The 26,802-nt window shown below is 66.0% G+C and carries 23 protein-coding genes; 5 read left to right on the forward strand and 18 right to left on the reverse strand.

What is annotated here, in order from left to right; genetic code table 11:
• Positions 1–143 precede the first annotated feature (143 nt).
• Positions 144–1,091: a UDP-glucuronic acid decarboxylase family protein gene (locus FLL57_RS20490; RefSeq protein ID WP_142883883.1), complete on the forward strand. Its 948-nt coding sequence runs from the start codon at positions 144–146 to the stop codon at positions 1,089–1,091.
• Positions 1,088–1,597 carry an RNA pyrophosphohydrolase gene (locus tag FLL57_RS20495; protein ID WP_142883884.1) on the forward strand — a complete coding sequence of 170 codons (510 nt, stop codon included), beginning with the start codon at positions 1,088–1,090 and terminating at the stop codon, positions 1,595–1,597. Before FLL57_RS20490 ends, FLL57_RS20495 begins: the two co-directional genes overlap by 4 nt.
• A gap of 200 nt (positions 1,598–1,797) precedes the next feature.
• Here FLL57_RS20495 and FLL57_RS20500 read toward each other — a convergent pair whose 3' ends face one another.
• The 5 genes from FLL57_RS20500 to FLL57_RS20520 all read right to left on the reverse strand — a co-directional run bounded on the left by FLL57_RS20500 (position 1,798) and on the right by FLL57_RS20520 (position 6,947).
• A complete protein-coding gene (locus tag FLL57_RS20500) occupies positions 1,798–2,205 on the reverse strand; it encodes a F0F1 ATP synthase subunit epsilon (protein WP_047307240.1) in 408 nt (135 codons plus the stop codon).
• A gap of 128 nt (positions 2,206–2,333) precedes the next feature.
• Positions 2,334–3,764 carry a F0F1 ATP synthase subunit beta gene (atpD, locus tag FLL57_RS20505; RefSeq protein WP_013500301.1) on the reverse strand — a complete coding sequence of 477 codons (1,431 nt, stop codon included), beginning with the start codon at positions 3,762–3,764 and terminating at the stop codon, positions 2,334–2,336.
• A gap of 71 nt (positions 3,765–3,835) precedes the next feature.
• Positions 3,836–4,711 (reverse strand): F0F1 ATP synthase subunit gamma, encoded by an 876-nt coding sequence (locus FLL57_RS20510; protein ID WP_013500300.1) that lies wholly within the window; start codon positions 4,709–4,711, stop codon positions 3,836–3,838.
• 143 nt (positions 4,712–4,854) lie between these two features.
• Positions 4,855–6,387, reverse strand: a complete 1,533-nt coding sequence (gene atpA, locus FLL57_RS20515) for a F0F1 ATP synthase subunit alpha (protein WP_047307241.1) — start codon at positions 6,385–6,387, stop codon at positions 4,855–4,857.
• Positions 6,387–6,947, reverse strand: a complete 561-nt coding sequence (locus FLL57_RS20520; protein ID WP_013500298.1) for a F0F1 ATP synthase subunit delta — start codon at positions 6,945–6,947, stop codon at positions 6,387–6,389. Before FLL57_RS20520 ends, atpA begins: the two co-directional genes overlap by 1 nt.
• 702 nt (positions 6,948–7,649) lie before the next feature.
• Here FLL57_RS20520 and FLL57_RS20525 point away from each other — a divergent pair.
• Complete coding sequence (locus tag FLL57_RS20525) at positions 7,650–8,126, forward strand: septal ring lytic transglycosylase RlpA family protein (RefSeq protein ID WP_013500297.1); 477 nt, start codon at positions 7,650–7,652, stop codon at positions 8,124–8,126.
• Between the two features lie 170 nt (positions 8,127–8,296).
• Here the strand turns inward: FLL57_RS20525 and FLL57_RS20530 are convergent, their stop codons facing one another.
• Positions 8,297–10,507 (reverse strand): primosomal protein N', encoded by a 2,211-nt coding sequence (locus FLL57_RS20530; protein ID WP_142883885.1) that lies wholly within the window; start codon positions 10,505–10,507, stop codon positions 8,297–8,299.
• 195 nt (positions 10,508–10,702) lie between these two features.
• On the opposite strand from FLL57_RS20530, the gene FLL57_RS20535 reads away from it, so the two are divergent.
• Complete coding sequence (locus FLL57_RS20535) at positions 10,703–11,674, forward strand: tyrosine recombinase XerC (protein WP_013500295.1); 972 nt, start codon at positions 10,703–10,705, stop codon at positions 11,672–11,674.
• A 140-nt stretch (positions 11,675–11,814) separates the two neighbouring features.
• Positions 11,815–12,405 (forward strand): DUF4337 domain-containing protein, encoded by a 591-nt coding sequence (locus FLL57_RS20540; protein WP_013500294.1) that lies wholly within the window; start codon positions 11,815–11,817, stop codon positions 12,403–12,405.
• A 5-nt stretch (positions 12,406–12,410) separates the two neighbouring features.
• Here FLL57_RS20540 and FLL57_RS20545 read toward each other — a convergent pair whose 3' ends face one another.
• The 12 genes from FLL57_RS20545 to thpR all read right to left on the reverse strand — a co-directional run bounded on the left by FLL57_RS20545 (position 12,411) and on the right by thpR (position 26,779).
• Complete coding sequence (locus FLL57_RS20545) at positions 12,411–13,853, reverse strand: SLC13 family permease (RefSeq protein WP_142883886.1); 1,443 nt, start codon at positions 13,851–13,853, stop codon at positions 12,411–12,413.
• Positions 13,854–13,958: 105 nt separating this feature from the next.
• Positions 13,959–14,501 (reverse strand): hypothetical protein, encoded by a 543-nt coding sequence (locus tag FLL57_RS20550; protein ID WP_142883887.1) that lies wholly within the window; start codon positions 14,499–14,501, stop codon positions 13,959–13,961.
• 41 nt (positions 14,502–14,542) lie between these two features.
• Positions 14,543–15,946, reverse strand: a complete 1,404-nt coding sequence (gene lpdA, locus FLL57_RS20555) for a dihydrolipoyl dehydrogenase (protein ID WP_013500291.1) — start codon at positions 15,944–15,946, stop codon at positions 14,543–14,545.
• A 31-nt stretch (positions 15,947–15,977) separates the two neighbouring features.
• Entirely contained in the window at positions 15,978–16,724 is a 747-nt protein-coding gene (locus FLL57_RS20560; protein ID WP_142883888.1) for an SDR family oxidoreductase, read from the reverse strand.
• A 7-nt stretch (positions 16,725–16,731) separates the two neighbouring features.
• Positions 16,732–17,124 carry an MAPEG family protein gene (locus FLL57_RS20565; RefSeq protein ID WP_047307246.1) on the reverse strand — a complete coding sequence of 131 codons (393 nt, stop codon included), beginning with the start codon at positions 17,122–17,124 and terminating at the stop codon, positions 16,732–16,734.
• A 65-nt stretch (positions 17,125–17,189) separates the two neighbouring features.
• Positions 17,190–18,431 carry a 2-oxoglutarate dehydrogenase complex dihydrolipoyllysine-residue succinyltransferase gene (gene odhB / locus FLL57_RS20570; RefSeq protein WP_142883889.1) on the reverse strand — a complete coding sequence of 414 codons (1,242 nt, stop codon included), beginning with the start codon at positions 18,429–18,431 and terminating at the stop codon, positions 17,190–17,192.
• A 99-nt stretch (positions 18,432–18,530) separates the two neighbouring features.
• Positions 18,531–21,488 carry a 2-oxoglutarate dehydrogenase E1 component gene (locus tag FLL57_RS20575; RefSeq protein WP_013500287.1) on the reverse strand — a complete coding sequence of 986 codons (2,958 nt, stop codon included), beginning with the start codon at positions 21,486–21,488 and terminating at the stop codon, positions 18,531–18,533.
• 127 nt (positions 21,489–21,615) lie between these two features.
• A complete protein-coding gene (sucD, locus tag FLL57_RS20580) occupies positions 21,616–22,500 on the reverse strand; it encodes a succinate--CoA ligase subunit alpha (protein ID WP_013500286.1) in 885 nt (294 codons plus the stop codon).
• Positions 22,501–22,564: 64 nt separating this feature from the next.
• The gene (sucC, locus tag FLL57_RS20585; protein ID WP_047307247.1) at positions 22,565–23,761 is read right to left on the reverse strand and encodes an ADP-forming succinate--CoA ligase subunit beta; all 1,197 of its coding nucleotides are present in this window, start codon (positions 23,759–23,761) and stop codon (positions 22,565–22,567) included.
• 95 nt (positions 23,762–23,856) lie between these two features.
• Positions 23,857–24,825, reverse strand: a complete 969-nt coding sequence (gene mdh, locus FLL57_RS20590; RefSeq protein ID WP_142883890.1) for a malate dehydrogenase — start codon at positions 24,823–24,825, stop codon at positions 23,857–23,859.
• Positions 24,826–24,968: 143 nt separating this feature from the next.
• The gene (gene zapE / locus FLL57_RS20595) at positions 24,969–26,153 is read right to left on the reverse strand and encodes a cell division protein ZapE (RefSeq protein WP_013500283.1); all 1,185 of its coding nucleotides are present in this window, start codon (positions 26,151–26,153) and stop codon (positions 24,969–24,971) included.
• Between the two features lie 86 nt (positions 26,154–26,239).
• The gene (gene thpR, locus FLL57_RS20600; protein WP_013500282.1) at positions 26,240–26,779 is read right to left on the reverse strand and encodes an RNA 2',3'-cyclic phosphodiesterase; all 540 of its coding nucleotides are present in this window, start codon (positions 26,777–26,779) and stop codon (positions 26,240–26,242) included.
• Positions 26,780–26,802 lie beyond the last annotated feature (23 nt).

Consider the following 26,802-nt stretch of genomic DNA (forward strand, 5'->3'; position numbering starts at 1 on the left):
GCTTGCCTAGCATGGGGTTTCTTGCCATTCAATGCGGCGGAGAGCGGCCGCCGCGATGGCGCGCGGCCGTCTGTTCGACCCAAATGGGCACCCGTTCCCGCGACTGAGGCGCGTCCGAACCCGCCCCTGTCCAGGACCCAGCAATGCGATTGTCCCGACGAATTCTCGTGAGCGGCGGCGCCGGCTTCATCGGCTCGCACCTTTGCGACAAGCTGCTCGCCGAAGGCCACGAAGTGCTGTGCGTCGACAATTATTTCACCGGCTGGCGGCGCAACATCGAACATCTGGTCGGCACCCCGCGCTTCGAGGTGATGCGCCACGACGTCACCTTCCCGCTCTATGTCGAAGTCGACGACATCTACAATCTCGCCTGCCCGGCCTCGCCGGTGCACTATCAGCACGATCCGGTGCAGACGCTGAAGACCAGCGTGCACGGCGCGATCAACATGCTCGGTCTCGCCAAGCGTACCCGCGCCAAGATCTTCCAGGCTTCGACCAGCGAGGTGTACGGCGACCCGAACGTGCACCCGCAGCCGGAGAGCTATTGGGGCCACGTCAATCCGCTGGGGATTCGCGCCTGCTACGACGAGGGCAAGCGCGCCGCGGAGACGCTGTTCTTCGACTATCACCGCCAGCACAAGGTGAAGATCAAGGTCGCGCGGATCTTCAACACTTACGGGCCGCGGATGCATCCCAATGACGGCCGGGTGGTCTCGAATTTCATTGTCCAGGCCCTGTCCGGCAACGACATCACCATCTACGGCGACGGCAGCCAGACGCGCTCGTTCTGCTACGTCACCGACCTGCTCGACGGCTTCGCGAAACTGATGGCGACCGGGGACGAGTTCATCGGTCCGGTCAATCTCGGCAATCCGGTCGAGTTCACTATCCGCCAGCTCGCCGAGATGGTGATCGAAATGACCGATTCGAAGTCGAAGCTGGTGCTGATGCCGCTGCCGTCGGACGATCCACGGCAGCGCCAGCCCGACATCTCGCTGGCGCGGCGCGAGCTGGGCTGGGAGCCGAAGGTGCCGCTCGCCGACGGTCTTAAGGAGACCATCGGTTACTTCCGCACCCTGATGGCGTCGTGACCGCCCGCCCGCCCCTCGAAACGCTGCCCTATCGCCGCAACGTCGGCATCGCGCTGTTCGGCGGCGATGGCCGCATCCTGATCGGGCGGCGGTTTCGCGACGACGGCCCCGAGATCATTCTGCCGGGCCTCGAATGGCAGATGCCGCAAGGGGGCATCGACGAAGGCGAGGAGCCGCGGATCGCGGTGATGCGGGAGCTGTGGGAGGAGACCGGCGTCACGAGCGCCGAGATCCTCGGCGAGACCGACTGGGTCAGCTACGACTTCCCGCCATACGACGGCCCTGCCCATCGCCTCGCGGTGTTTCGCGGCCAGCGCCAGAAGTGGTTTGCGCTGCGGTTCACCGGCAGCGACGCCGAGATCGACCCGCTCGCCGTCCGCAACGGCATGCCGCCGGAATTCGACGCCTGGCGCTGGGAGCGCCTCGACCGGGTCGCGGACTTCGTCGTACCGTTCCGGCGCGAGGTGTATCGCGAGGTTGCCCGGCGGTTTGCTCGGTTCGTGTAGTCGCCTCCACGCGTCATTCCGGAGCGCGAGCGATCGGCTCGCGAATCCGGAATCTAGAGGTGATTGGATGAAGGCCAGCAACGACGAGATTCCGGGTTCGCGGGCTTCGCCCGCGCCCCGGAATGACTGCGGAGACTCAAAAAACAAATGGCCGGGACAATGCCCGGCCAATCGAAACCTCAGAACACCTGACTGCGGCGTCAGTGCATCGCCGTGGTGTTGAGTTGCTGCTGGATGCTCTTGAAGTGATCCAGGCGCTCGATGGCGCTGTCGAGTTCGTCACCGACCTTGCCGGGGAGCTGTTGCTCCATGGTCTGGATGGTGGCGGCGAAGTCCTGCAGGTCCACGTCCGGCGCCGGGGTGGCGACGTCGGCGAGCACCGTCAGGCCCTTCTCGGACACTTCGGCGATGCCGCCGAGCACCACGATCTTCTGCGTGGCGGCACCCGCCGTCACGGTGAGGATGCCGGGACGGATCACCGCCACCACCGGCGCGTGGCCGGCGAGCACACCGAAGTCACCCTCGGCGCCCGGAATGTCGACCTGATCGACTTCACCGGAGAAGGCGACCATTTCGGGCGAAACCAGATCGAAGTGGAAGGTGGACATATCTCGTCTCATCCGCTGCCCTCATCCTGAGGAGCGCGCGATTACGCGCGTCTCGAAGGATGAGATGATGGTCGACACCCTTCGAGACGCCGGCCTGCGGCCGGCTCCTCAGGGTGAGGTTCGTTTGGTTAGGCCGCCTCGGCGGCGAGCTTCTTGCCCTTCTCGACCGCTTCTTCGATGGTGCCGACCATGTAGAACGCCGCTTCCGGCAGGTGGTCGTACTTGCCTTCGCAGATTGCGCGGAAACCCTTGATGGTGTCGGCGAGGTCGACGAACTTGCCCGGCGAGCCGGTGAACACTTCGGCGACGAAGAACGGCTGCGACAGGAAGCGCTCGATCTTACGGGCGCGGGCCACGGTCAGCTTGTCCTCTTCGGACAGTTCGTCCATGCCCAGGATGGCGATGATGTCCTGCAGCGACTTGTACTTCTGCAGGATCTGCTGGACCATGCGCGCGGTGGTGTAGTGCTCTTCGCCGACGATCGAGGCGGACAGCATGCGCGAGGTCGAGTCGAGCGGGTCCACCGCCGGGTAGATGCCCTTTTCCGAGATCGCACGGTTGAGCACGGTGGTGGCGTCCAAGTGCGCGAACGAGGTCGCCGGCGCCGGGTCGGTCAAGTCGTCGGCCGGCACGTAGATCGCCTGCACCGAGGTGATCGACCCCTTGGTGGTGGTGGTGATGCGCTCCTGCAGCGCGCCCATGTCGGTCGCGAGCGTCGGCTGATAACCCACCGCCGACGGAATACGGCCGAGCAGCGCCGACACTTCCGAGCCGGCCTGGGTGAAGCGGAAGATGTTGTCGACGAAGAACAGCACGTCCTGGCCCTGATCGCGGAAGTGCTCGGCGACGGTCAGACCGGTCAGGCCGACGCGGGCGCGGGCGCCCGGCGGTTCGTTCATCTGGCCGTACACCAGGGCGCACTTGGAGCCTTCGCCGCCGCCCTTCTTGTTGACGCCGGATTCGATGAACTCGTGATAGAGGTCGTTGCCTTCGCGGGTCCGCTCGCCGACGCCGGCGAACACCGAGTAACCGCCGTGGGCGCGGGCGACGTTGTTGATCAGCTCCTGGATCAGCACGGTCTTGCCGACGCCGGCGCCGCCGAACAGGCCGATCTTGCCGCCCTTGGCGTAAGGCGCCAGCAGGTCGACGACCTTGATGCCGGTGACGAGGATTTCCGCTTCGGTCGACTGGTCGGTGTAGGCCGGGGCTTCCTGGTGGATGGCGCGGAGGCCTTCCGACTTGATCGGGCCCTGCTCGTCGACCGGCTCGCCGATCACGTTCATGATGCGGCCGAGCGTGCCGTCGCCGACCGGCACCGAGATCGGCGCGCCGGTGTCGGTGACTTCCTGGCCGCGGACCAGACCTTCGGTGGTGTCCATCGCGATGGTGCGGACGGTCGATTCGCCGAGATGCTGCGCGACTTCGAGCACCAGGCGGTTGTCGCCGTTCTTGGTTTCGATGGCGTTCAGAATGGCCGGCAGGTGCCCTTCGAACTGAACGTCGACGACGGCGCCGATGACCTGCGTGATGCGTCCGGTCTGATTGGCGGGTGTAGCCATTTAAACTGTCTCCCTGAAGTCCGAAATCCAAACCACGGTCGGTCGACCGGATGTAAACTTGTGTAACGTCGTCAGATCGCCTCGGCGCCCGAGATGATCTCGATCAGTTCCTTGGTGATCATCGCCTGGCGGGTGCGATTGTAGACCAGCGTCTGCTTGCGGATCATCTCGCCGGCGTTGCGGGTGGCGTTGTCCATCGCGCTCATCTGCGCGCCGTAGAACGACGCGTTGTTCTCGAGCAGCGCGCGGAAGATCTGCACCGCGAGATTGCGCGGCAGCAGGCCCGAAAGGATCTCGTCCTCTTCCGGCTCGTATTCGTAGGACGTCGCCACAGTGCCGGCGGCAGGCGCCGTCACTTCCAGCGGGATGAGCTGCTGGGCGGTCGGGATCTGCGAGATCACCGACTTGAAGCGCGAATAGAACAGCGTGCAGACGTCGAATTCGCCGGCGTTGAAGCGGGCGATGACTTTCTGGGCGATGTCCTCGGCGTTGACGAAGCCGATCTGACGCACCGAGCGGAGCTCGACATTGTCGATGATCTGCTTCTCGAAGTTGCGGCGGAGCTGCTCGTAGCCCTTGCGGCCGACGCAGAAGAACTTGACGGTCTTGCCCTGCCCCATCAGCTCGTATGCGCGCTCGCGGGCGAGACGGACGATCGAGGAGTTGAACGCACCGGACAGGCCGCGCTCGCCGGTACACACCAGCAGCAGATGAACCTGATCCTTGCCGTTGCCGGCGAGCAGCACCGGCGCGCCGGGAGAGCCCGCCGCGGCACCGGCGATATTGGAGATCACCGCGTCCATCTTCTCGGCGTAGGGCCGCGCGGCTTCCGCCGCCATCTGGGCGCGGCGCAGCTTCGAGGCTGCCACCATCTGCATCGCCTTGGTGATCTTCTGCGTCGCCTTGGTCGAGGCGATGCGGACGCGCATGTCTTTAAGTGAAGCCATTCTCAGTCCACCCCGGCGATCCGATCCACGATCCGACCGCAAACCTCACATTCGTCACGCCCGGGCTCGTCCCGGGCGTCCACGATGTCGAATAGCCACGTCGAGGACGTGGATGGCCGGGGAAGACCCCGGCCATGACAGCATCAAGCGAACGTCTTGGCGTAGCTCTCGACCACCGCCTTGAGCTTGGCGGCGGTGTCGTCGGAGAGATCGCGGCTGGTGCGGATCGCCTCCAGGATGGCCGATTCCTTGCCGCGCAGCAGCGCCAGCAGGCCGTCCTCGAACAGGCGCACCTTGTTCAGCGGCAGCGCGTCCAGATAGCCGTTGGTGCCGGCCCAGATCACGCAGACCTGCTCTTCCATCTTCAGCGGCGAGAACTGCGGCTGCTTCAGGAGCTCGGTCAGGCGCGAGCCGCGGTTCAGCAGGCGCTGGGTCGCGGCGTCGAGGTCGGAGCCGAACTGCGCGAACGCCGCCATTTCGCGGTACTGCGCGAGCTCGCCCTTGATCTTGCCGGCGACCTTCTTCATCGCCTTGGTCTGCGCCGACGAACCGACGCGCGACACCGACAGACCGACGTTCACGGCCGGGCGGATGCCCTGGAAGAACAGGTCGGTTTCCAGGAAGATCTGACCGTCGGTGATCGAGATCACGTTGGTCGGAATGTAGGCCGACACGTCGTTGGCCTGGGTTTCGATCACCGGCAGCGCGGTGAGCGAGCCGTTGCCCTGGTCGTCATTGAGCTTGGCGGCGCGCTCGAGCAGGCGGGAGTGCAGGTAGAACACGTCGCCCGGATAGGCTTCGCGGCCCGGCGGGCGGCGCAGCAGCAGCGACATCTGACGGTAGGCGACGGCCTGCTTGGACAAGTCGTCGTAGATGATCACGGCGTGCATGCCGTTGTCGCGGAAGTACTCACCGATGGTGCAGCCGGTGAACGGCGCAATGTACTGCATCGGCGCCGGATCCGACGCGGTGGCGGCGACGACGACCGAGTATTCCAGCGCGCCCTGCTCTTCCAGAACCTTCACGAACTGGGCGACGGTGGAGCGCTTCTGACCGACCGCGACGTACACGCAGTACAGCTTCTGGCTCTCCGGCGCGCCTTCGACGTTCAGCGGCTTCTGGTTCAGGATGGTGTCGAGCGCGATCGCGGTCTTGCCGGTCTGACGGTCGCCGATGATCAGCTCGCGCTGGCCGCGGCCGATCGGGATCAGCGCGTCGATCGACTTCAGGCCGGTGGCCATCGGCTCGTGCACCGACTTGCGCGGAATGATGCCGGGCGCCTTGACGTCGACGCGCTTGCGCTCGACCGCCTGGATCGGCCCCTTGCCGTCGATCGGATTGCCCAGCGCGTCGACGACGCGGCCGAGCAGCCCCTTGCCGACCGGCGCGTCCACGATCGAACGGGTGCGCTTGACGGTCTGGCCTTCCTTGATCTCGCGGTCGGCGCCGAAGATCACGACACCGACGTTGTCGGTTTCGAGGTTCAGCGCCATGCCGCGGGTGCCGTTCTCGAACTCGACCATTTCACCGGCGAGCACATTGTCCAGGCCATAGACGCGGGCGATACCGTCGCCGACGGACAACACCTGTCCGACCTCGGAGACTTCGGCTTCCTGGCCGAAATTCTTGATCTGGTCCTTGAGGATCGCGGAAATTTCCGCGGCGCGGATGTCCATCAGCCTGCCTCTTTCATCGCGTGCTTGATCGAATTGAGTTTGGTGCGGAGCGAACTGTCGACCATGCGGCTGCCGAGCTTGACGACAAGCCCGCCGATGATCGCCGGATCGACGTTGATATTGAGGGCGACATCCTTGCCGGTGACCGACTTCAGCGCCGCCTTCAGCGCTTCGAGATTCTTGTCGCTGAGCTGCTCGGCCACGGTGACGTCGGCAGTCGCCTCGCCCCTGAACCTGGCGACCAGCGCACGGTAGGCGCGGATCACGTCCGCGACCACGAACAGACGGCGGTTCGCCGCAAGCACCTTCAGAAAATTGGCGCTGATGCCGGTGATGCCCGCCTTGTCGAGCACCGCGGCCAGCGCCTTGCCCTGCACCTCGGAGGCGAACACCGGGCTGCGGACCAGACGAACCAGGTCCGGACTGCCCGCCAGCATCGCACTGAACTTGTCGAGATCGGCAGTGACCGCATCGATGGATTTTTCGTCGCGGGCCAGTTCAAACAAAGCGGTCGCGTAACGACCGGAGACTCCGGAAACCGATGGATCTTCAGATGCCACGAGTGCGCTCTTCTTGCTGTCGAACGGCCAAGGAAAAAACCGTCGCCACGACGCGGCGCCCCCGATTTAAGCCCTTGGAATTCAAGCTGGACTTCGATTTCTGACCGGCACGATGGTCCGGCGGCCCTTAAAATCGCGGCTTTGCTAACATAGCGCGCGCGCAGGTGCAACACGATGGCACGAGCCCGCGGCGCCTTGTTGCAGATCGTAGCAAACGCATCGCCGGACAGATTCTGCAGACATCACCCTTGCCGGATTCAGGCGCCGGGCTCACGGGCCGCGACCGCCCGCCGCACCCCTCGCGTCGCGGCCAAGCCCCGCGAACCGGCCGCCCGCGCCCCTTCGCGCTGCGCATGGCGCCAGTCGCACAGGTCGCAGCTCCTCGGCTTTTAGTTGCAGAACGCCGCCGGCCACAGCCGCGCCAGCTTAACAAATGATTACTTGGCCGATTCGCGCGCGGCCATCACGAAACCTTCTCAATACAGTAATGGCTAGTCTCACAAAGTAATAATGAAGTAAAATTTCTGTTAATATCGGGATACCATCCTATACCCGGATAGATCACCTAATATTGCAGCGCGAAATTCGGCGGATTGACCGTCAATATTCAGCCTCATTACAAGACCACTCGTTCGGACACGGACACAGGGACGGGGGTTCCACTTGCCGCATGTGAGGCAATACTCGACTTAAGGATAGGATATGGTTCGAAAGAAAACACCGGCGCTGCTCACCACCGGGCCGGCCACGGCCGCGGCGATGATCGTCGCCTCTGTCTTCCTTGGTGGATCGGTCGGCGAAGCCTCCGCGAAGAGCCGGCAGCAACGCCACCACCACCATCACCATAGCCACCAGAGCGACTGGCGCTCCGCCAACGCGTCGGTCGATCGCAGCAGTGGCCGCAGCTTCTCGGGCATGGCGTCGTTCTACGGCAACGAATCCGGCAGCCGCACCGCCTCGGGCCAGCGCTTCAACCAGCACGCGATGACCGCAGCACACCGGTCTCTGCCGTTCGGCACCAAGCTGCGCGTCACCCATGGCAGCCGCAGCGTCGTCGTCACCATCAACGATCGCGGCCCGTTCATCCGGGGCCGAGTACTGGATCTTTCGCGCGGCGCCGCGCAGGCGATCGGCCTCACCAGCCGCGGCGTCGGACGAGTGGTCGCGGAAGTGATGTGACCGCCTCGGCGGTCCACCCTCAGCAGTCCTCGTTTCCGCTGCTGACGATCAACGCCTGACCTGGGATTTGGTTCGCCAACAAAAACGCGAGCCGCTCCCACGTCCTGACAAAGCCTGCCGTTGAGCGCGACGGCGGGCTTTTCTTTTGTGCGCCTGGCGACGATCGACAGTCACAGAAAGCTCTGCGGATCGACGTCGACTTCGAGCTTGAGATTTCCCTTGGTCTTCGGGCCGCGCGCCAGCCATGAGCGCAAGTAATTCGACAGATCGAAGCCGCGGACCGATTTCACCAGCAGCCGGAATCGATAGCGTCCCTTGATCACCGCGAGCGGCGCTTCGGCAGGGCCCAGCACCTGCACGCGCTCGTCGAACGGCGCGGCGCCGGCGAGCTGGCGGCCGAAGCTCTCGGCGGTCGGCCGATCACCGGCCGAGATGATCAGGCTCGCGAGCCGGCCGAACGGCGGATACAGCGTGCGCTCGCGGATATCGATCTCGCTGGCATAGAACGCCTCACGGTCACAGGCGACCAGCGCCTTCATCACCGGATGCTCGGGCTGATGCGTTTGCAGAAAGCCGACGCCACGGCCCTGCTCGCGACCGGCGCGGCCGATCACCTGATTGAGCAACTGGAAGGTCCGCTCGGCGGCGCGCGGGTCGCCGTTGGACAGGCCGAGATCGGCGTCGACCACGCCGACCAGATTGAGCCGCGGGAAGTTGTGGCCTTTGGCCACGAGTTGCGTGCCGATGATGATGTCGACCCGGCCCTCGGCGATCTCGTTCAGCTCGCTGCGCATGGTCTCGATCGAGGTGATCAGGTCGCTCGACAGCACCATGGTGCGGGCGTTCGGAAACAGGCTCGCCGCCTCCTCCTGCAGCCGCTCGACGCCGGGACCGACCGCGACCAGCGAGCCCTCGGCGCCGCAATGCGGGCAGGCCGGCGGCCGCGGCATCGAGAACCCGCAATGGTGGCACACCAGGCGCTGCCGGAAGCGGTGATCGACCAGCCAGGCGTCGCAGATCGTGCAGGCGAAGCGGTGGCCGCAGGCGCGGCACAGCGTCAGCGGCGCGTAGCCGCGGCGATTGAGAAACAGCAGCGCCTGTTCGCGGCGTTCGATCGCAAAACCGATCTGCTCGGCGAGCCGCGGCGAAATGAAGCGGCCGCGCATCGGCGGCTCGCGCCGCAGATCGATCGCCTCGATCTGCGGCATGTGCTGACCGCCGAATCGCGACGGCAGCGGGATGCGCTGATAGCGGCCCTTGCGGGCGTTGACCTCGGTCTCGACCGACGGTGTCGCCGACGCCAGCACGATCGGAATTTTCGCGATCGACGCCCGCACCACCGCCATGTCGCGGGCGTGATAATGCGCGCCGTCTTCCTGCTTATAGGCCTGATCGTGCTCCTCATCGACGATGATCAGCCCGAGATCCGCATAGGGCAGAAACAGCGCCGAGCGCGCGCCGACCACGACGCGGGCCTCGCCCGCGGCGATCGCCGCCCAATTGCGGGCGCGGGTCCGCGGCGTCAGTTCGGAGTGCCACTCCAGCGGCCGCACCCCGAATCGCTGGGCGAAGCGATCGAGAAACTGCCCGGTCAGCGCGATTTCCGGCATCAGGATCAGGCTCTGCCGGCCCTGCCGGATCACCTCGGCGACCGCCTCGAAATACACTTCGGTCTTGCCGGAGCCGGTGACGCCGTCGATCAGCGCCGCCTGAAAGCCGCCGGCGGTCACCAGGCCGCGCATCGTCTCGGCCGCGCGGGCCTGCTCCGGCGAAAAATCCGCCGGCGCGAAATCCGGGTCGGGCTCCGGCGCCGGGCTTTCGCGCGGCATCGGCTCGACCGAAAGGGTACCCTCGTCGACCAGGCCGTCGATCACGCCGGGGCTGACGCCGGCTTCCTTGGCGACATCGGATTTGCCGTGCAGCAGGCCGTCCGACAGGATCTCGAGCAGGCGGCGGCGGGCCGGCGTCATCCGCTGCGGCGGCGGGCCGACGAGGCGCACCCCCATGCGCTGCCGTTCCGGGCCGAGATGCTCGCCCATCCGCAAGCACATCCGCAGCACCATGCCGCGCGCCGACAGCGTGTAGGTCGCGACCCAGTCGACCATCCGCCGCAGCTCGTCGCGCAGCGGCGGCACGTCGAGCTTTTCGGCGACGTCCTTGAGCCGGTTGTGCAGCCGCGGATCGGGACTGGGATTCTCCGCCCAGACCACGCCGAGAACTTCGCGGGCCCCCAGCGGCACCGCGACGACGTCGCCGGGCTTGAGCGCAAGCCCACGCGGCACCCGGTACGAATAGGCCTGATCGATCGCGACCGGCACCAGCACGTCGACGACGCTGGCGGGGCCGTTGGCGGCCGGGCGGCTGGTCGGAAACTCATCCATCGCCCCGGTGTGCCGCCAAAGCCGGCTTTCATCAATGGGAAAGGAAATCGGCTATGATTGCCGGATCCTCATCGCGTCATTGCGAGGAGCGAAGCGACGAAGCAATCCAGCGGCCCGATGCGCTGAGCTCCTGGATTGCTTCGCTTCGTTCGCAATGACGGCGGTGGCTCATCATCCACTGAAGATGAACTGCCAATGGTCTCTTCCAAGCCCGCGCCTCCGCCTCTCGAACTCGCCGGCGCGGCCGCCGATCTCACCGCCGAGATGGCGAAATGGCTGTCGCATCTGCGGGCGGAGCGGCGGCTGTCCGGCAAGACGCTGGAAGCCTATGCGCGCGACGTCCGGCAGTTTCTGCAATTCCTGGCCGGGCATTGGGGCGGCGAAGTCACGCTCGGCCGGTTCGCGCGGCTGGAGGCGACCGATGTCCGCGCCTTCATGGCGGCGCGGCGGGCGGACGACATCGCGGGGCGCTCGCTGATGCGCGCGCTTGCGGGGCTGCGTTCGTTCGGGCGCTTTCTCGAACGCGAAGGCAAGGGCCGGGTCGGGGCGCTGGCCTCGGTGCGGGCGCCGAAGATCAGGAAGAGCCTGCCGAAGCCGCTGCCGATCGCGGCCGCCAAACGCCTCGCCGATGCCGACGAGCGCGCCGGCGAGGAGCGCGAGACCTGGGTGCTGATTCGCGACGCCGCCGTGATGGCGTTGCTGTACGGCTCGGGCCTGCGCATCTCCGAAGCGCTCGGCCTGAAGCGCCGTGACGTGCCGGCGCCCGGCAAGGGCGACACCCTGATCGTACACGGCAAAGGCAACAAGACCCGGATGGTGCCGGTGCTGCAGAACGTGCTCGAGCAGATCGCCGAATATGCAGCAGCCTGCCCCTACAACCTGCCGCCGGACGGACCGATGTTCGTCGGCGCACGCGGCGGGCCGCTCAGCCCGCGAATCATTCAGCTCGCGATGGAGCGGCTGCGCGGCGGGCTCGGCCTGCCCGACAGCGCGACGCCCCACGCGCTGCGGCATTCGTTTGCGACGCATTTGCTGAGTCGCGGCGGCGACCTGCGCGCCATCCAGGAATTACTCGGTCACGCCTCGCTGTCGACCACGCAGGTCTATACCGGCATCGATACCGAGCGGCTGCTCGAGGTCTACAACAGCGCCCATCCCCGGGCCTGAGCAGCGGAAACGCGCCGGCTAAGCTGTTAGTCCGGTGCCGGCGGCCTTGACCCCGCCATTTATCCAACTGACAAGATCGCGGTGCTACAAGGTCTGCGCGACGCAGGCGCGATGATTGCGGTGACAGGAGATTCCGGACGATGGGGGCGCACGAAAGCATGGAGCACGCGGAGCATGCCGAGCATGCATCGGGCTCCAACAAGGGCATCGCGCTGCTGATTTCAGTGATCGCGCTGTTCCTGGCGTTCTCTGAAACGCTCGGCAAAGGTGCGCAGACCGAAGCACTCGCCAAGAACGTCGAGGCCTCGAATCTGTGGGCGTTCTTCCAGGCCAAGAGCATCCGCCGCACCACCGTGCAGGCCGTCTCCGAACACGCCAAGCTCAGTCTCGGCACCGTGCCGGACGAGGCCACCAAGGCGGCGCTGCAGAAGCAGATCGAAGACTGGCAGAAAACCGCGGCCCGCTATCGCTCGGAGCCGGAAACCGGCGAAGGCTCCGAACAGCTCGCCGCCCGCGCCAAGCACGCCGAACACGACCGCGATCTGGCGATGGCTCGTTACCATCACTACGAAGTCGCTTCGGCTGCCTTCCAGATCGGCATCGTGCTGGCATCGGCGACGATCATCACCGGCATGATCGTGCTGGCCTGGATCTCCGGTCTGCTCGCAGTCGGCGGGCTCGGCTTCATGGCGATCGGCCTGTTCGCGCCGCATGCGGTGCATCTGTTCTGATCTGATCAGCGCAGCATGCCTGCGAGCGCATAGGTCAGCGCCACGATCACGACGCCCGAAATCAGGTTCATCCATAATCCGACCCGAGCCATTTCCCGGACGGTGATGTGACCGGACGCGAACACGATCGCGTTCGGCGGCGTCGCCACCGGCAGCATGAAGGCGCAGGATGCTGCCAGCGCCAGCGGCAACGCCAGAAGCACCGGATCGAGTCCGATCCCGACCGCGATCGCACCTCCGATCGGGATGAAGGTCGCGGCGCTGGCGGTGTTGCTGGTCAGTTCGGTGAGAAACAGCATCGCGAAGGTCGCGGTCACGACCAGCAGCAGCGGCGGCCAGGCGGCCAGCCCACCCAGAGCCTCGCCGATCCACTGTGCCAGACCCGACACGCTGATGGCGGCGGCCAGGCTGAGCCCGCTGCCGAACAGGATCAGGACATCGAACGGCAACGACCTGAAGTCGGCCCAGCCGAGCAGCCGTCCTTTGTCGGCGTCGCCCGACGGCAGCAGGAACAGGAGCAGTGCGCCGATGACCGCGATCGAGGTGTCGTCGATGCCGGGCACCCAGGCGGCGTAGAGCGGCCGCAGCATCCACGCCGCCGCGGTCAGCCCGAACACCACCGCAACCCGCGCTTCCGGACCGCTGATCGGGCCCAACCGATTCAGCTCTGCGGCGACGGTGTCGGCTGCGCGCTCGGTCAGCGCGACCGGCACCGGAAACATCCGGGTCAGCAGCAGCCAGGCCGCCAGCAGCAGCACGGCGGCCATCGGCACCCCGATCGCCATCCATTCTGCGAAGCCGATGTCGAGCTGGTGTTCGCGCCGGAGATAGGCAGCCAGCATCGCATTGGCGGGGGTGCCGATCAGCGTTCCGAGGCCGCCGACGCTGGCGCCATACGCCACCGACAGCATCAGGCTGAGGCCGAGGTGACGCCGGGCGTGTGGGACGATTCCTGTGTCGCGATCGAGCAGCGCCAGCACCGAGGTCGCCACCGGCAGCATGATGATCGCGGTGGCCGAATTGCTGATCCACATCGACAGCAGCGCGGTCGACAGCAGGAAACCGGCGCACAGGCGTGCCGGCGACACCCCGGCGAGTGCGACGACGCCCAATCCGATGCGCTTGTGCAGCGACCAGCGCTGCATCGCGACTCCAAGGACGAAGCCGCCGAGAAACAGGAAGATGATCGGGTCGGCATAGGGCGCCGCCGCCTCGCGGATCGGCACGACGCCGAGCAGCGGGAACGCCACCAGCGGCAGCAGCGCGGTCACCGGCAGCGGCACCGCTTCGCTGATCCACCAGGTCGCCATCAGCGCGGCGGCGCCGGCGACCCGCCACGCCTCGAGCTTCATGCCGGCGGGTGGCGGAATCACCAATGTCAGTGCGAGCAGCGCGAAGCCGAACAGAATGGCGCCGAGCCGCCGCCAGTCGATCGCGTCCCACCGCATCCGCCGTTCCCCGCCTGCCTGTGCTGGTGTCCTAGGCGCAGCCGCGCGCCGCCATGACGGCGATCAAGCGCCTTCGCTCGGTCGTCCGCCGGGGCCGCGGACGGATCAGCGCGCCGCGCGGATTCGCCGTCGCAATGCGCCGATCCGGCGCAGCATCTTCGCACCCCAGCCGTCGCCGTCCCCCTTCAGCAGCTCGGCGAGCCTGGCTCGAATGCGGGCCATGATCGGCGCGACGATCGCGTGCGCCTTGGCGCGCAGCTCGATCACCCAGCGATAGGTCGCGGCGAACCAGCGGAGCTGCAGCAGCTTGGGCTTGGTGACGTCGAAGATGAAGGCCGCGACGCCGAGGCCGAACACCTGGGCGGCCGCAAAGATGCAAAGTCCGGCGATCCAGTGGCCCTGCGCGAGCAGCGCCAGCGCGAACAGCTTCAGCGGATACAGCGGCGCGACCGGCACCAGAAACACCGGCAGCGTCATCGCCGGCGACAGATGCTCGACCCAGCGCGCCAGCCGCTCTTTGAGCTCGCGCAGCGGAATCAGCGCGACGATGCGCGCGACCAGCGGCTCGACGTGGTCCCAGAACCACGCCTCGATCAGGAACAGAACCGCCAGCAGCACCCACAGGGGCTGCAACAGCCGACGCTTCATCACGCCACCATCCATCACGCCGACCTCACGCCGGCCTTCCGTCACATATGGATGGCGCGCTTGCCGACCGTAAGGGCGGCTTCCTTGATGGCTTCCGAGCGGGTCGGGTGGGCGTGGCAGGTGCGGGCCAGATCCTCGGCCGAACCGCCGAACTCCATCAGCACCGCCGCTTCGTGGATCATCTCGCCGGCCTCACGGCCGATGATGTGGACGCCGAGCACGCGGTCGGTCTTGGCATCGGCCAGGATCTTCACGAAGCCGTCGGTGGTCTGGTTGACCTTGGAGCGGCCGTTGGCGGTGAACGGGAATTTGCCGACCGTGTAGGCGACGCCGGCCTGCTTGAGGTCTTCCTCGGTCTTGCCGACGCAGGACACTTCCGGCGTCGTGTAGACCACGCCCGGAATCACCTCGTAGTTGACGTGGCCGGCCTTTCCGGCGATCAGCTCGGCGACCGCAACGCCTTCGTCCTCGGCTTTGTGGGCCAGCATCGGGCCGCGCACCACGTCGCCGATCGCGTAGACGCCCTTGAGGCTGGTGGCGAAGTGATCGTCGATCACCACCCGGCCACGCTCGTCGAGCGCGATGCCGGCCTCTTTCAGCCCCAGCCCCTCGGTGTAGGGGACGCGGCCGATCGCGACCAGCACGACGTCGGCTTCCAGCGTCTCCGGATTGCCGCCGGCCGCCGCTTCGACCTTGACGGCGAGCTTAGCGCCCGAGCTGTCGACGCCGGTGACCTTGGCGCCGAGCTTGAACGCGAAGCCCTGCTTTTCGAGGATGCGCTGAAACTGCTTGACCACCTCGGCGTCCATGCCCGGCAGGATGCGGTCGAGGAATTCGACCACGGTGACCTCGGCGCCGAGCCGGCGCCACACCGAGCCGAGCTCGAGCCCGATCACCCCGGCGCCGACCACGATCAGCTTGCCCGGCACCTTGTCGAGCGACAGCGCTCCGGTCGACGACACCACGCGCTTCTCGTCGATCTCGATGCCCTTGAGCTGCGCCACCGCCGAACCCGAGGCGATCACGATCGATTTGGTGTCGACGGTTTGCGCCTTGCCGTCGGCGCCGGTGACCTCGACCTTGCCGGCGCCGAGGATCTTGCCCCTGCCGGCCAGCACGTCGATCTTGTTCTTCTTCATCAGGTATTCGACGCCCTTGACGTTGCCGTCGATGCCCTGCTGCTTGAAGTTCATCATCGCCGGCAGATCGAGCTTCGGCGCCGGGACGCCGATGCCCATCTTGGCGAAAGAGTGCCCGGCTTCCTCGAACAGTTCGGAGGCGTGCAGCAGCGCCTTGGACGGCATGCAGCCGACGTTCAGGCAGGTGCCGCCGAGCGTGGCGTTCTTCTCGACCACCGCGACCTTGAGTCCGAGCTGAGCCGCGCGAATCGCGCAGACGTAGCCGCCGGGGCCGGTGCCGATGACGACGAGATCGTAGGTGGCCATAGATCAATCCTGTGAGTTGGCGCCGGCGCGACTACCGTCCCCCCGACACGTCGAGGATGGCGCTGGTGACATAGGAGGCCTCGTCGGACAGCAGCCAGACGACGGCGTTGGCGATTTCTTCGGCGCGGCCGACGCGCTTCATCGGCACGTTGACGCTCAGCCGATGGGCGCGTTCCGGATCACCCCCGGACGCATGGATCTCGGTGTCGATCAGCCCCGGCCGAATCGCCGCGACCCGAATGCCTTCGCCGGCGAGCTCGTGTCCGAGCCCGACTGTGAAGGAATCGACCGCGCCCTTGGAGGCCGCATAGTCGACATAGGTGTTCGGCGAGCCGAGTTTGGCCGCGACCGACGACAGATTGACGATGACGCCGCCCTGGCCGCCGTGCCGGGTCGACATCCGCTTCACCGCCTCGCGGGCGCACAGGATGCTGCCGGTGACGTTGACCGCCATGATGCGCTGGATGCGTTCGGCCGACATCTCGTCCACGCGCGCGGTCGGGCCGACGATGCCGGCATTGTTCACCAGCGCGCCGAGCGGGCCGAAGGCGTCCGCGGCGGCGAACAGCGACAGAATTTCGGCCTCGAGGCCGACGTCGCATTTCACCGCGATCGCCTTGCCGCCGACGGCTTCGATCTCCGCCACCACCTCGCTCGCCGCGGCGGCGTTGCTGGCGTAACCGATCACGACCTTGAAGCCGCGCCTGGCGCAGGCGAGCGCGGTGGCACGGCCGATGCCGCGGCTGCCTCCGGTGATGATGACGACGCGGTCGCTCATGGGGCTCTCAGCTCAGCAGCCTGACCAGCATCGCGACCAGCGCCAGCAGGGCGACCAGCCAGGCGATGCTGCGCGCAAACGGGATGTGGACGATGTACAGCGGCACGTACAATACCCGCGCCACCAGCCAGACGATCGCGGCGGTGGCCGCGTAGCCGCCGGTCTTGCCGGTGACGGCCAACGCCAGGGCGATCGCCACATAGGCCGGAAAGGTCTCGAGAAGATTGCGGTAGGCCCGGCCGGCGCGACCGGCGAAGCGGCCTTTCGGCGCCCGCGGCTCGTCGCGCGGACCGGCCTGATAGTCGCCGCCGAGCTCCATCGTGGTCGGAATCGAGGCCAGCAGCATCTGCACGATCAGCAGCACCACACCCCAGCCAAGCACCGTGATTTCGACCGGCATCGCGGCATCGCCTCCCGTGAACTAGGCGGCGGCGCGCCCGTGCCGCGCCGCCGGATTGCTTGGTATCAGAGATCCAGCACCAGCCGGGCCGGATCTTCCAGGCTTTCCTTGACGCGGACCAGGAAGGTCACCGCTTCCTTGCCGTCGATGACGCGGTGGTCGTAGCTCAGCGCCAGATACATCATCGGCCGCACCTCGATCTTGCCGCCGACCACCACCGGGCGTTCCTGGATCTTGTGCATGCCGAGGATGCCGGACTGCGGCGCGTTCAGGATCGGGGTCGACATCAGCGAGCCATAGATGCCGCCGTTGGTGATGGTGAAGGTGCCGCCCTGCATCTCTTCGATCTTGAGCTGACCGTCACGGGCGCGCCGGCCGAAGTCGGAGATCGAGGTTTCGATTTCGGCGATCGACTTGGTGTCGCAGTCGCGCACCACCGGCACCACCAGACCCTTGTCGGTGCCGACCGCGACGCCGACGTGGTAGTAGTTCTTGTAGATCAGGTCGGTGCCGTCGATCTCGGCGTTGACGGCCGGGATGTCCTTCAGGGCCTGGACGCAAGCCTTGGTGAAGAATCCCATGAAGCCGAGCTTGGCGCCGTGCTTCTTTTCGAACACGTCCTTGTACTGCGCGCGCAGCGCCATGACGTTGGTCATGTCGACCTCGTTGAAGGTCGTCAGCATCGCGGCGGTGTTCTGCACTTCCTTCAGCCGGCGCGCGATGGTCTGGCGCAGCCGGGTCATCTTGACCCGCTCTTCGCGCGCGGCGTCGTCGGCCGGCGACGGCGCCCGGACCTGTACGGCGGCCGCGGGCTGATTGACCGGGGTCGGCGCAGACGCCGCCTTCTCGATCGCCGCCAGCATGTCGCCCTTGGTGACGCGGCCGTCCTTGCCCGAGCCCGGCACGGTCGATGCGTCGACGCCGCTTTCGGTCGACAGCCGGCGCACCGACGGCGCCAGCGGCGCATCTGACGGCGGGGTCTTGGCGGCGGGCGCAACGGGCGCCGGAGCCTGCGCGGCGGGCGCCGGCGCGGCCTTGGCGGGAGCGGCAGCCGCCGGCTTGGCCGGGGCGGCGCCATCGGTGATCTGGCCGAGCAGCGCGCCGACAGCGACGGTCTCGCCGTCCTTGGCGACGATCTCGCCCAGCGTGCCGGCCGACGGAGCCGGCACCTCGATGGTCACCTTGTCGGTCTCGAGCTCGACGAGCGGTTCGTCGACCGCCACCGCCTCGCCCGGCTGCTTGAACCAGCGGCCGATGGTCGCCTCGGTCACCGATTCGCCGAGCGTCGGAACGCGAATTTCAGTCATCGTTTTCGTCCTCTTCGGCGTCGCGGCTGTCGCGCCGGCGCCCGCCCGTGATCCAAACTCAGGAAAAACGAAGGCCGCCGCCATGCGGCGGCCGATGCGTCAACGCAACGCGTCGTCGAGGAAGGCCTTGAGCTGCGCCAGGTGCTTCGACATCAAGCCGGTCGCGGTCGCCGCCGAGGCGGCGCGGCCGACGTAACGCGGCCGGCGATGCTTGGCTTCGATCTGGTTCTGCACCCACTCCAGATACGGCTCGATGAAGTGCCAGCCGCCCATGTTGCGCGGCTCTTCCTGGCACCACACCAGCTCCGCATCCTTGAAGCGCGACAGCTCGTGCACCAGCGTCTTCAGCGGCACCGGATAGAGCTGTTCGATGCGCAGCAGGTAGACGTCGTCGATGCCGCGCTTCTCGCGCTCCTCGTAGAGGTCGTAATAGACCTTGCCGGAGCACACCACGACGCGCCGGATCTTGGCATCCGGCACCAGCTTGATCTTCTCCTCCGGCAACGTCTGCGCGTCGTCGAGCAGCACGCGGTGGAAGCTGGTATCGGGGCCGAGCTCGTCGAGCCGCGAAACCGCACGCTTGTGGCGCAGCAGCGACTTCGGCGTCATCAGGATCAAGGGCTTGCGGATCTCGCGCTTCAGCTGACGGCGCAGCGCGTGGAAGTAGTTGGCCGGGGTGGTCGGATACACCACCTGCATATTGTCTTCGGCGCACATCTGCAGATAGCGCTCGAGCCGGGCCGAGGAGTGCTCCGGCCCCTGCCCCTCGTAACCGTGCGGCAGCAGGCAGACCAGGCCGGACATCCGCAGCCACTTGCGTTCGCCGGACGAGATGAACTGGTCGAACAGCACCTGGGCGCCGTTGGCGAAGTCGCCGAACTGGGCCTCCCACAGCGTCAGCGCGTTCGGCTCGGCCAGCGAATAACCGTATTCGAATCCGAGCACCGCTTCTTCGGACAGCAGCGAGTTGATCACCTCGTAGTGGCCTTGATCCGGCGAGAGGTGATTGAACGGGGTGTAGCGGGTCTCGTCTTCCTGATCGATCAGCACCGAATGGCGCTGCGAGAAGGTGCCGCGCTCGGAGTCCTGACCCGACAGTCGGATGCGATGGCCTTCCAGCAGCATGGTGCAGAACGCCAGCGCCTCGCCGGTCGCCCAGTCGATCCCGTTGCCGCTGTCGATCGCCTTGGCGCGGTTTTCGAGGAAGCGCTGCACCGTGCGGTGCAGCCTGAAGCCTTCCGGAACCTTGGTGATCCTGCGGCCGATCTCCTTGAGGGACGGCAGGTCGACGCCGGTGATGCCGCGGCGCGGCTCCTCCTCCTGGTCGGCCGACTTGAAGCCGGCCCACTTGCCGTCGAGCCAGTCGGCCTTGTTCGGCCGATAGCTCGACGCCGCCTCGAACTCGGCATCGAGCCGGGCGCGCCAGTCGGCCCGCGCCTTCTCGACTTCGCCCTCGGTGATGACGCCATCGGCGATCAGGCGTTTGGAGTAGATCTCCAGCGTCGTCGGATGGCCGGCGATCTTGCGATACATCAGCGGCTGGGTGAACGACGGCTCATCGCCTTCGTTGTGGCCGTGCCGCCGGTAGCAGAACATGTCGATCACCACCGGCTTGTGGAACTTCTGCCGGTACTCGACCGCGATCTTGGCGGCGAACACCACCGCTTCCGGATCGTCGCCGTTGACGTGGAAGATCGGCGCGTCGATCATCTTCGCCACGTCCGACGGATACGGCGACGAGCGCGAATAGCGCGGATAGGTGGTGAAGCCGATCTGGTTGTTGACGATGAAGTGGATCGATCCGCCGGTGCGGTAGCCCTTCAGATCCGACAGCGCGAAACACTCGGCGACCACGCCCTGGCCGGCGAACGCGGCGTCGCCATGCATCAGCAGCGGCAGCACCGAAACCCGCTCCTCGGGCAGATCGCCGTGCTGGTCCTGCTTGGCGCGCACCTTGCCGAGCACCACCGGATCGACGATCTCGAGATGCGACGGGTTGGCGGTCAGCGACAGGTGGACCTTGTTGTGGTCGAATTCGCGGTCCGACGAGGCGCCGAGGTGATACTTGACGTCGCCCGAGCCCTCGACTTCGTCGGGGTTGGCCGAGCCGCCCTTGAACTCGTGGAACAGCGCCCGGTGCGCCTTGGCCATCACCTGGGTCAAGACGTTCAGACGGCCGCGATGCGGCATGCCGAGCACGATCTCGCGGACGCCGAGATTGCCGCCACGCTTGATGATCTGCTCCAGCGCCGGAATCAGCGCTTCGCCGCCGTCGAGACCGAACCGCTTGGTGCCGGTGAACTTCAGGTCGCAGAACTTCTCGAATCCCTCGGTTTCGATCAGCTTCATCAGGATCGCGCGACGGCCCTCGCGGGTGAAGCTGATCTCCTTGTCCGGACCTTCGATCCGCTCCTGGATCCACGCCTTCTGCGCACCATTGGAGATGTGCAGAAATTCGATGCCCATGGTCTGGCAGTAGGTGCGCTCGCAGATTGCGACGATCTCGCGGAGCGAGCCGTATTCGAGGCCGAGAACGTGATCGAGGAAGATCTTGCGGTCGAGATCGGCCTCGGTGAAGCCGTAGGACCGGATGTCGAGTTCCTCGTGGTCCTTCGCCGGCGACAGGCCGAGCGGGTCGAGCTTGGCGTGGAAATGGCCGCGCATGCGGTAGGCGCGGATCAGCATCAGGGCGCGGACCGAGTCGCGGGTGGCCTGATGGACATCCGCCGAGGACAGCGCGACGCCGCGGCTCTGCGCCTTCGCCTGCAGCTTCTGGCCGACCGCCTTCTCGACCTGGTTCCAGTTGCCGTCGAGCGCCGAGGTCAGCTCGTCCTGCGGGGTCAGGGGCCAGTTCGCCTGTTCCCAGGACGGCCCCTCGGCGTTCTTCTGGATGTCGCCGGGAGTGTCTTTCAGGCTCTGGAAGAATGCCTGCCAGTCGGCATCGACCGAGGACGGATCAGCTTCGTACCGAGAGTACAGATCGTCGATATAGGTGGCGTTGGCGCCCTGTAGAAAGGAAGACAGGGCGAAAGCGGCATTCGCGTCCTGGCGAGACATGATTGCTTCCTGATTATGAGATCGCGACTTAGTCGCGATAAGCTGATCCGGTTACCGGATCAGCAACATAGTGCACCTTTTATCCTATTCTAGGGAAATGTAAGCTCGGAACGACACAAGGTCTGAATTATGACTTCAATTTTTCGGCAAGCGTCTTGCCGAGCCGCGCCGGAGACGGCGACACGGTGATGCCGGCCGCTTCCATCGCGGCGGTCTTCGAGGCTGCATCGCCCTTGCCGCCCGAAATGATCGCGCCGGCGTGGCCCATGCGGCGGCCGGGAGGAGCGGTGACGCCGGCGATGAATCCCACCGTCGGTTTCTTGCGGCCGCGCTTGGCCTCGTCGATCAGGAACTGGGCGGCGTCTTCTTCGGCCGAGCCACCGATTTCGCCGATCATGATGATCGATTCGGTCTTGTCGTCGGCCAGGAACATCTCCAGCACGTCGATGAACTCGGTGCCCTTGACCGGGTCGCCGCCGATGCCGACCGCGGTGGTCTGGCCGAGGCCTTCGGCAGAGGTCTGGAACACCGCCTCATAGGTCAGGGTGCCGGAGCGCGACACGATGCCGACCGAGCCCGGCTTGAAGATGTTGGCCGGCATGATGCCGATCTTGCACTCGCCGGCGGTCATCACGCCCGGACAGTTCGGCCCGATCAGCCGGGACTTCGAGCCGTTCAGCGAGCGCTTCACCCGCACCATGTCGAGCACCGGGATGCCCTCGGTGATGCAGACGATCAGCGGGATCTCGGCGTCGATCGCTTCGCAGATCGCGTCCGCAGCGCCCGGCGGCGGCACATAGATCACCGAGGCGTCGGCACCGGTCTTCTCGCGCGCCTCACGGACGGTGTCGAACACCGGCAGGCCGAGATGGGTCGAGCCGCCTTTGCCCGGCGAGGTGCCGCCGACCATCTTGGTGCCATAGGCGATCGCCGCCTCGGAATGGAAGGTGCCGTTCTTGCCGGTGAAGCCCTGGCAGATAACGCGGGTGTTGCTGTCGATCAGAATGGACATGGTCGGTGATGCTTTCGCGGTCGAACGGAATGGTCGGAGGCGGCGGAGAGGCCGAGAAGCGGCCTCAGGCTCCCTTCACGGCGGCGACGATCTTCTGGGCGGCGTCGTCGAGATTGTCGGCGGGCAGCACGTTGAGGCCGGAATGCTTGATGATCTTCTTGCCGGCTTCGACGTTGGTGCCTTCGAGACGGACCACCAGCGGCACGTCGAGGCCGACTTCCTTGACCGCCGCGACCACGCCCTCGGCGATCACGTCGCACTTCATGATGCCGCCGAAAATGTTGATCAGGATGCCCTTCACGTTGGGATCGGCGGTGATGATCTTGAACGCCGCCGTCACCTTCTCCTTGCTGGCGCCGCCGCCGACGTCGAGGAAGTTGGCCGGGGCCATGCCGTACAGCTTGATGATGTCCATCGTCGCCATGGCGAGGCCGGCGCCGTTGACCATGCAGCCGATGGTGCCGTCGAGGGTGACGTAGTTGAGGTCGTATTTCGACGCCTCGATCTCCTTGGCGTCTTCCTCGGTCTCGTCACGCAGCGCCTGGATGTCGATGTGGCGGTAAAGCGCGTTGCCGTCGAACGAAATCTTGGCGTCGAGGCACTTCAGATCGCCCTGCTTGGTCAGCACCAGCGGGTTGATCTCGAGCATGTCCATGTCTTTGGCGACGAACGCGGCGTACAGCTTGGCCACCATCGCCTCGGCCTGCTTGGCCTGATCGCCCTTCAGATTCAGCGCCTTGGCGACGGTGCGGCCGTGATGACCCATGATGCCGGTCGCCGGATCGACAGTGAACGACACGATCTTTTCAGGCGTCTCGTGGGCGACGTCCTCGATCGACATGCCGCCCTCGGTCGAGACCACGAACGAAATCCGCGAGGTGGCGCGATCGACCAGCAGCGACAGGTAGAATTCCTTGTCGATGTCGGAGCCTTCCTCGATGTACAGGCGATTGACCTGCTTGCCGTCGGCTCCGGTCTGCACCGTCACCAGCGTGGCGCCGAGCATCTGCTTGGCATAGTCCTTGACCTCGTCGATCGACTTGGCGAGGCGGACGCCGCCCTTGTCGCCCGCGGAGGCTTCCTTGAACTTGCCCTTGCCGCGGCCACCGGCGTGGATCTGGCTTTTCACCACCCAGACCGGACCGCCGAGCTGCTTGGCGGCAGCTTCCGCCTCGGACGCCTTGAAGATCGGGAAGCCGTGCCCCACCGGGACGCCGAACTCGCGCAGCACCGCCTTGGCCTGGTATTCGTGAATATTCATGGAATTGCCCCTCGCCAGATCGCTTCCGGCCGGTTGAACCGCGACGCTGCGCCGACCCTCGCCGGGCCGGCGCAGCCAGTTGGGTTAGACGTTCCTCAGCGCCCGAGCAGATCGGGTGCAATCTTCTTGCAGGCGTCGACCAGGCCCTGAACGGCAGCGACCGACTTGTCGAACGCTTCCTTGTCCTTGCCGGCCAGTTCGATCTCGACGATGCGCTCGACGCCCTTGTCGCCGATCACCACCGGCACGCCGACATACATGTCCTTGACGCCGTATTCGCCGTTGAGGTGAGCCGCGACCGGCACCACCCGCTTCTTGTCCTTCAGATAGCTCTCGGCCATCGCGATCGCCGACGCCGCCGGGGCGTAGAACGCCGAGCCGGTCTTCAGCAGGTTGACGATCTCGGCGCCGCCGTTGCGGGTGCGGTCGACGATCTCGTCGAGGCGGGCCTGCGAGGTCCAGCCCATCTTGATCAGGTCGGGGAGCGGAATGCCGGCGACGGTCGAGTACTTCACAAGCGGCACCATGGTGTCGCCGTGGCCACCGAGCACGAAGGCGGTGACGTCTTCGACCGAGACGTTGAATTCGTCGGCCAGGAAGTAACGGAACCGCGCCGAGTCGAGCACGCCGGCCATGCCGACGACCTTCTTGGCCGGCAGGCCGGAGGCCTTCTGCAGCGCCCACACCATCGCGTCGAGCGGGTTGGTGATGCAGATCACGAACGCATCGGGCGCGTACTTCTTGATGCCGGCGCCGACCTGCTCCATCACCTTGAGGTTGATGCTGAGCAGATCGTCACGGCTCATGCCCGGCTTGCGCGGCACGCCGGCGGTGACGATCACCACGCGGGCGCCTTCGATCGCCTCGTAGGAGTTGGCACCGGTCAGCTTGGAGTCGAAACCGTCGACCGGCGAGGACTCCGCGATGTCCAGCGCCTTGCCCTGCGGCACGCCCTCGGCGATGTCGAACAGCACCACGTCGCCGAGCTCTTTCAGCCCGATCATGTGTGCCAGCGTACCGCCGATCTGGCCGGAGCCAATCAAAGCAATCTTATCGCGCGCCATGGGAAAGCAGTCCTTTGAGCCCGTGGGTGGGGAGGGTGGGAAATCCGCTTGGGTGGTTATCGCTTTCGCCCCATGCGTTCAAGTCGGCGAACGCCCATTTGTTGGGCCGGCTATCCTGCGAACGCAGGGGGCCGGGAACAGACCTAGGTTTCGACCAGTCCGGTGGTTTCGCCGGTCGCGGTGGAGTCGCGCCGGCCGTGCGGCAGCGCCAGATAGGATTCAGAGCCCATTTCGGTGAGCCGCGACACGGTGCGATTGAATTCCATCGCCTCGAAGCCGTCGGTGGCGCGGTAGAGCCGTGCAGGCTCGGCCGCGGCGGAAGCCATCAGCTTCACCGAGTTGTCGTACAGCGTATCGATCAGCGCGATGAAACGCTTGGCGGCGTTGCGATCGGCATATTCCATCACCGGCACATGGTCGATCATCAGCGTGTGGTATTCATGTGCGAGCCGCAGGTAATCGCCGGCGCCGAGCGGCTTCTGGCACAGATCGGCGAATGAGAACCTGGCGACGTGATGATCGGCCTGCGGAATATGCAGGATACGCCCCTTGATCGAAATATCGCGCGGCTCGCCTCGGCTGGTGCCGGTGATCCGCTGCCAGGCCCGATCAATCGTCGCGGTCGCTTCGGCATCATCGGGCGTCAGCCAGACTTTCATGCCGGCGAATTTCTCCAGGCGGTAATCGGTTCGCGCGTCGAGCCGCAGCACTCGCATATGCCGCTTCACCTGGCCGATGAACGGCATGAACAGTGAGCGGTTGAGGCCGCCTTTATAAAGATCGTCGGGAGCGACGTTGGAGGTGGCCACCACCACGGTGCCGAGTTCGAACAGCCTGGTGAACAGCCGGCCGAGGATCATCGCGTCGGCGATGTCGGTGACGTGAAACTCGTCGAAGCACAGCAGCCAGGCGTCGTCGAGGATCGACGCCGCGGTCAGCTCCATCACGTCCGAATCCGGAATGTCGCCGCGCTTGATCGCCTGGCGAAAGCCGTTGATGCGATCGTGAGTCTCGGCCATGAACTCGTGGAAATGCGACCGCCGCTTCAGCGCGATCGGACTCGCGTCGAAGAACAGGTCCATCAGCATGGTCTTGCCGCGGCCGACCTCGCCGTGGATGTACAGCCCCTGCGGAGGCTGTTGGACGGCATCCCCACCGCCGAACAGACGGCCAAAAAAGCCTTGCTTTTTCGGTGGCTTGTAGCCTTCCAGCGTCTCGTTGAGCAGGGTGAAGGCCTGCACCGCGCGGGCCTGCGCCGGGTCGGCTTCGATGCTGCCGGAGGCGATCAGGGATTGATATTGCTGGCGGAGCGAGAGCGGCGAGGACATGCGACCTTTTACCGCCTGATCGGGCGGCAAAATGCAAGCCGAGAATCAGACGGAGGGCCATGCGTGGCGGCGGAGGAGCTACCCGGTCAGGGGGTCAGCTCGTAGGGCGCCTCGACGATATAGGGACCGCCACCGGTCGAGGCGCGCGCGGAGTAGAGGACGAACCGCTCCGCCCTGAACACCTTGGACGGGAAGTAGCCGCGGATCGACAGATAGTCCGCCACGTCCCGGCTTGAGACGTCGCCGCGCAGCCGCGCCAGGGTGACGTGCGGGGTGAATTTCCGCCCCTCGGGATCGAGCCCGACACGCTGCATCAGCCGCTCCAGCTCGGCCTGCAGCTCGATCAGCGGCTTCGACGGTACCACCGAAGCGACCACCGCGCGGGGTTTCTTGCCGCCGAAGCTGGACAGGCCCTGCAATGTCACTTCGAACGGCTTGCGATTGACCCGGAAAAGCGTCGAGGCGATCTCGTTGGCGGTGACGCCGTCGATGTCGCCGATGAACCGCAAGGTGAGATGATAGTCGTCCGGATCGACCCAGCGCGCCCCTGGTAGTCCACCACGTAAACTCGACAGGGTCTGGCTGATCTCGGCCGGAATCTCCAGTCCCGTAAACAAACGCGGCATCGGCACACCCTCGAACCTGAGGC

The sequence above is a fragment of the Rhodopseudomonas palustris genome (assembly GCF_007005445.1).
Lineage (GTDB): Bacteria > Pseudomonadota > Alphaproteobacteria > Rhizobiales > Xanthobacteraceae > Rhodopseudomonas > Rhodopseudomonas palustris_G.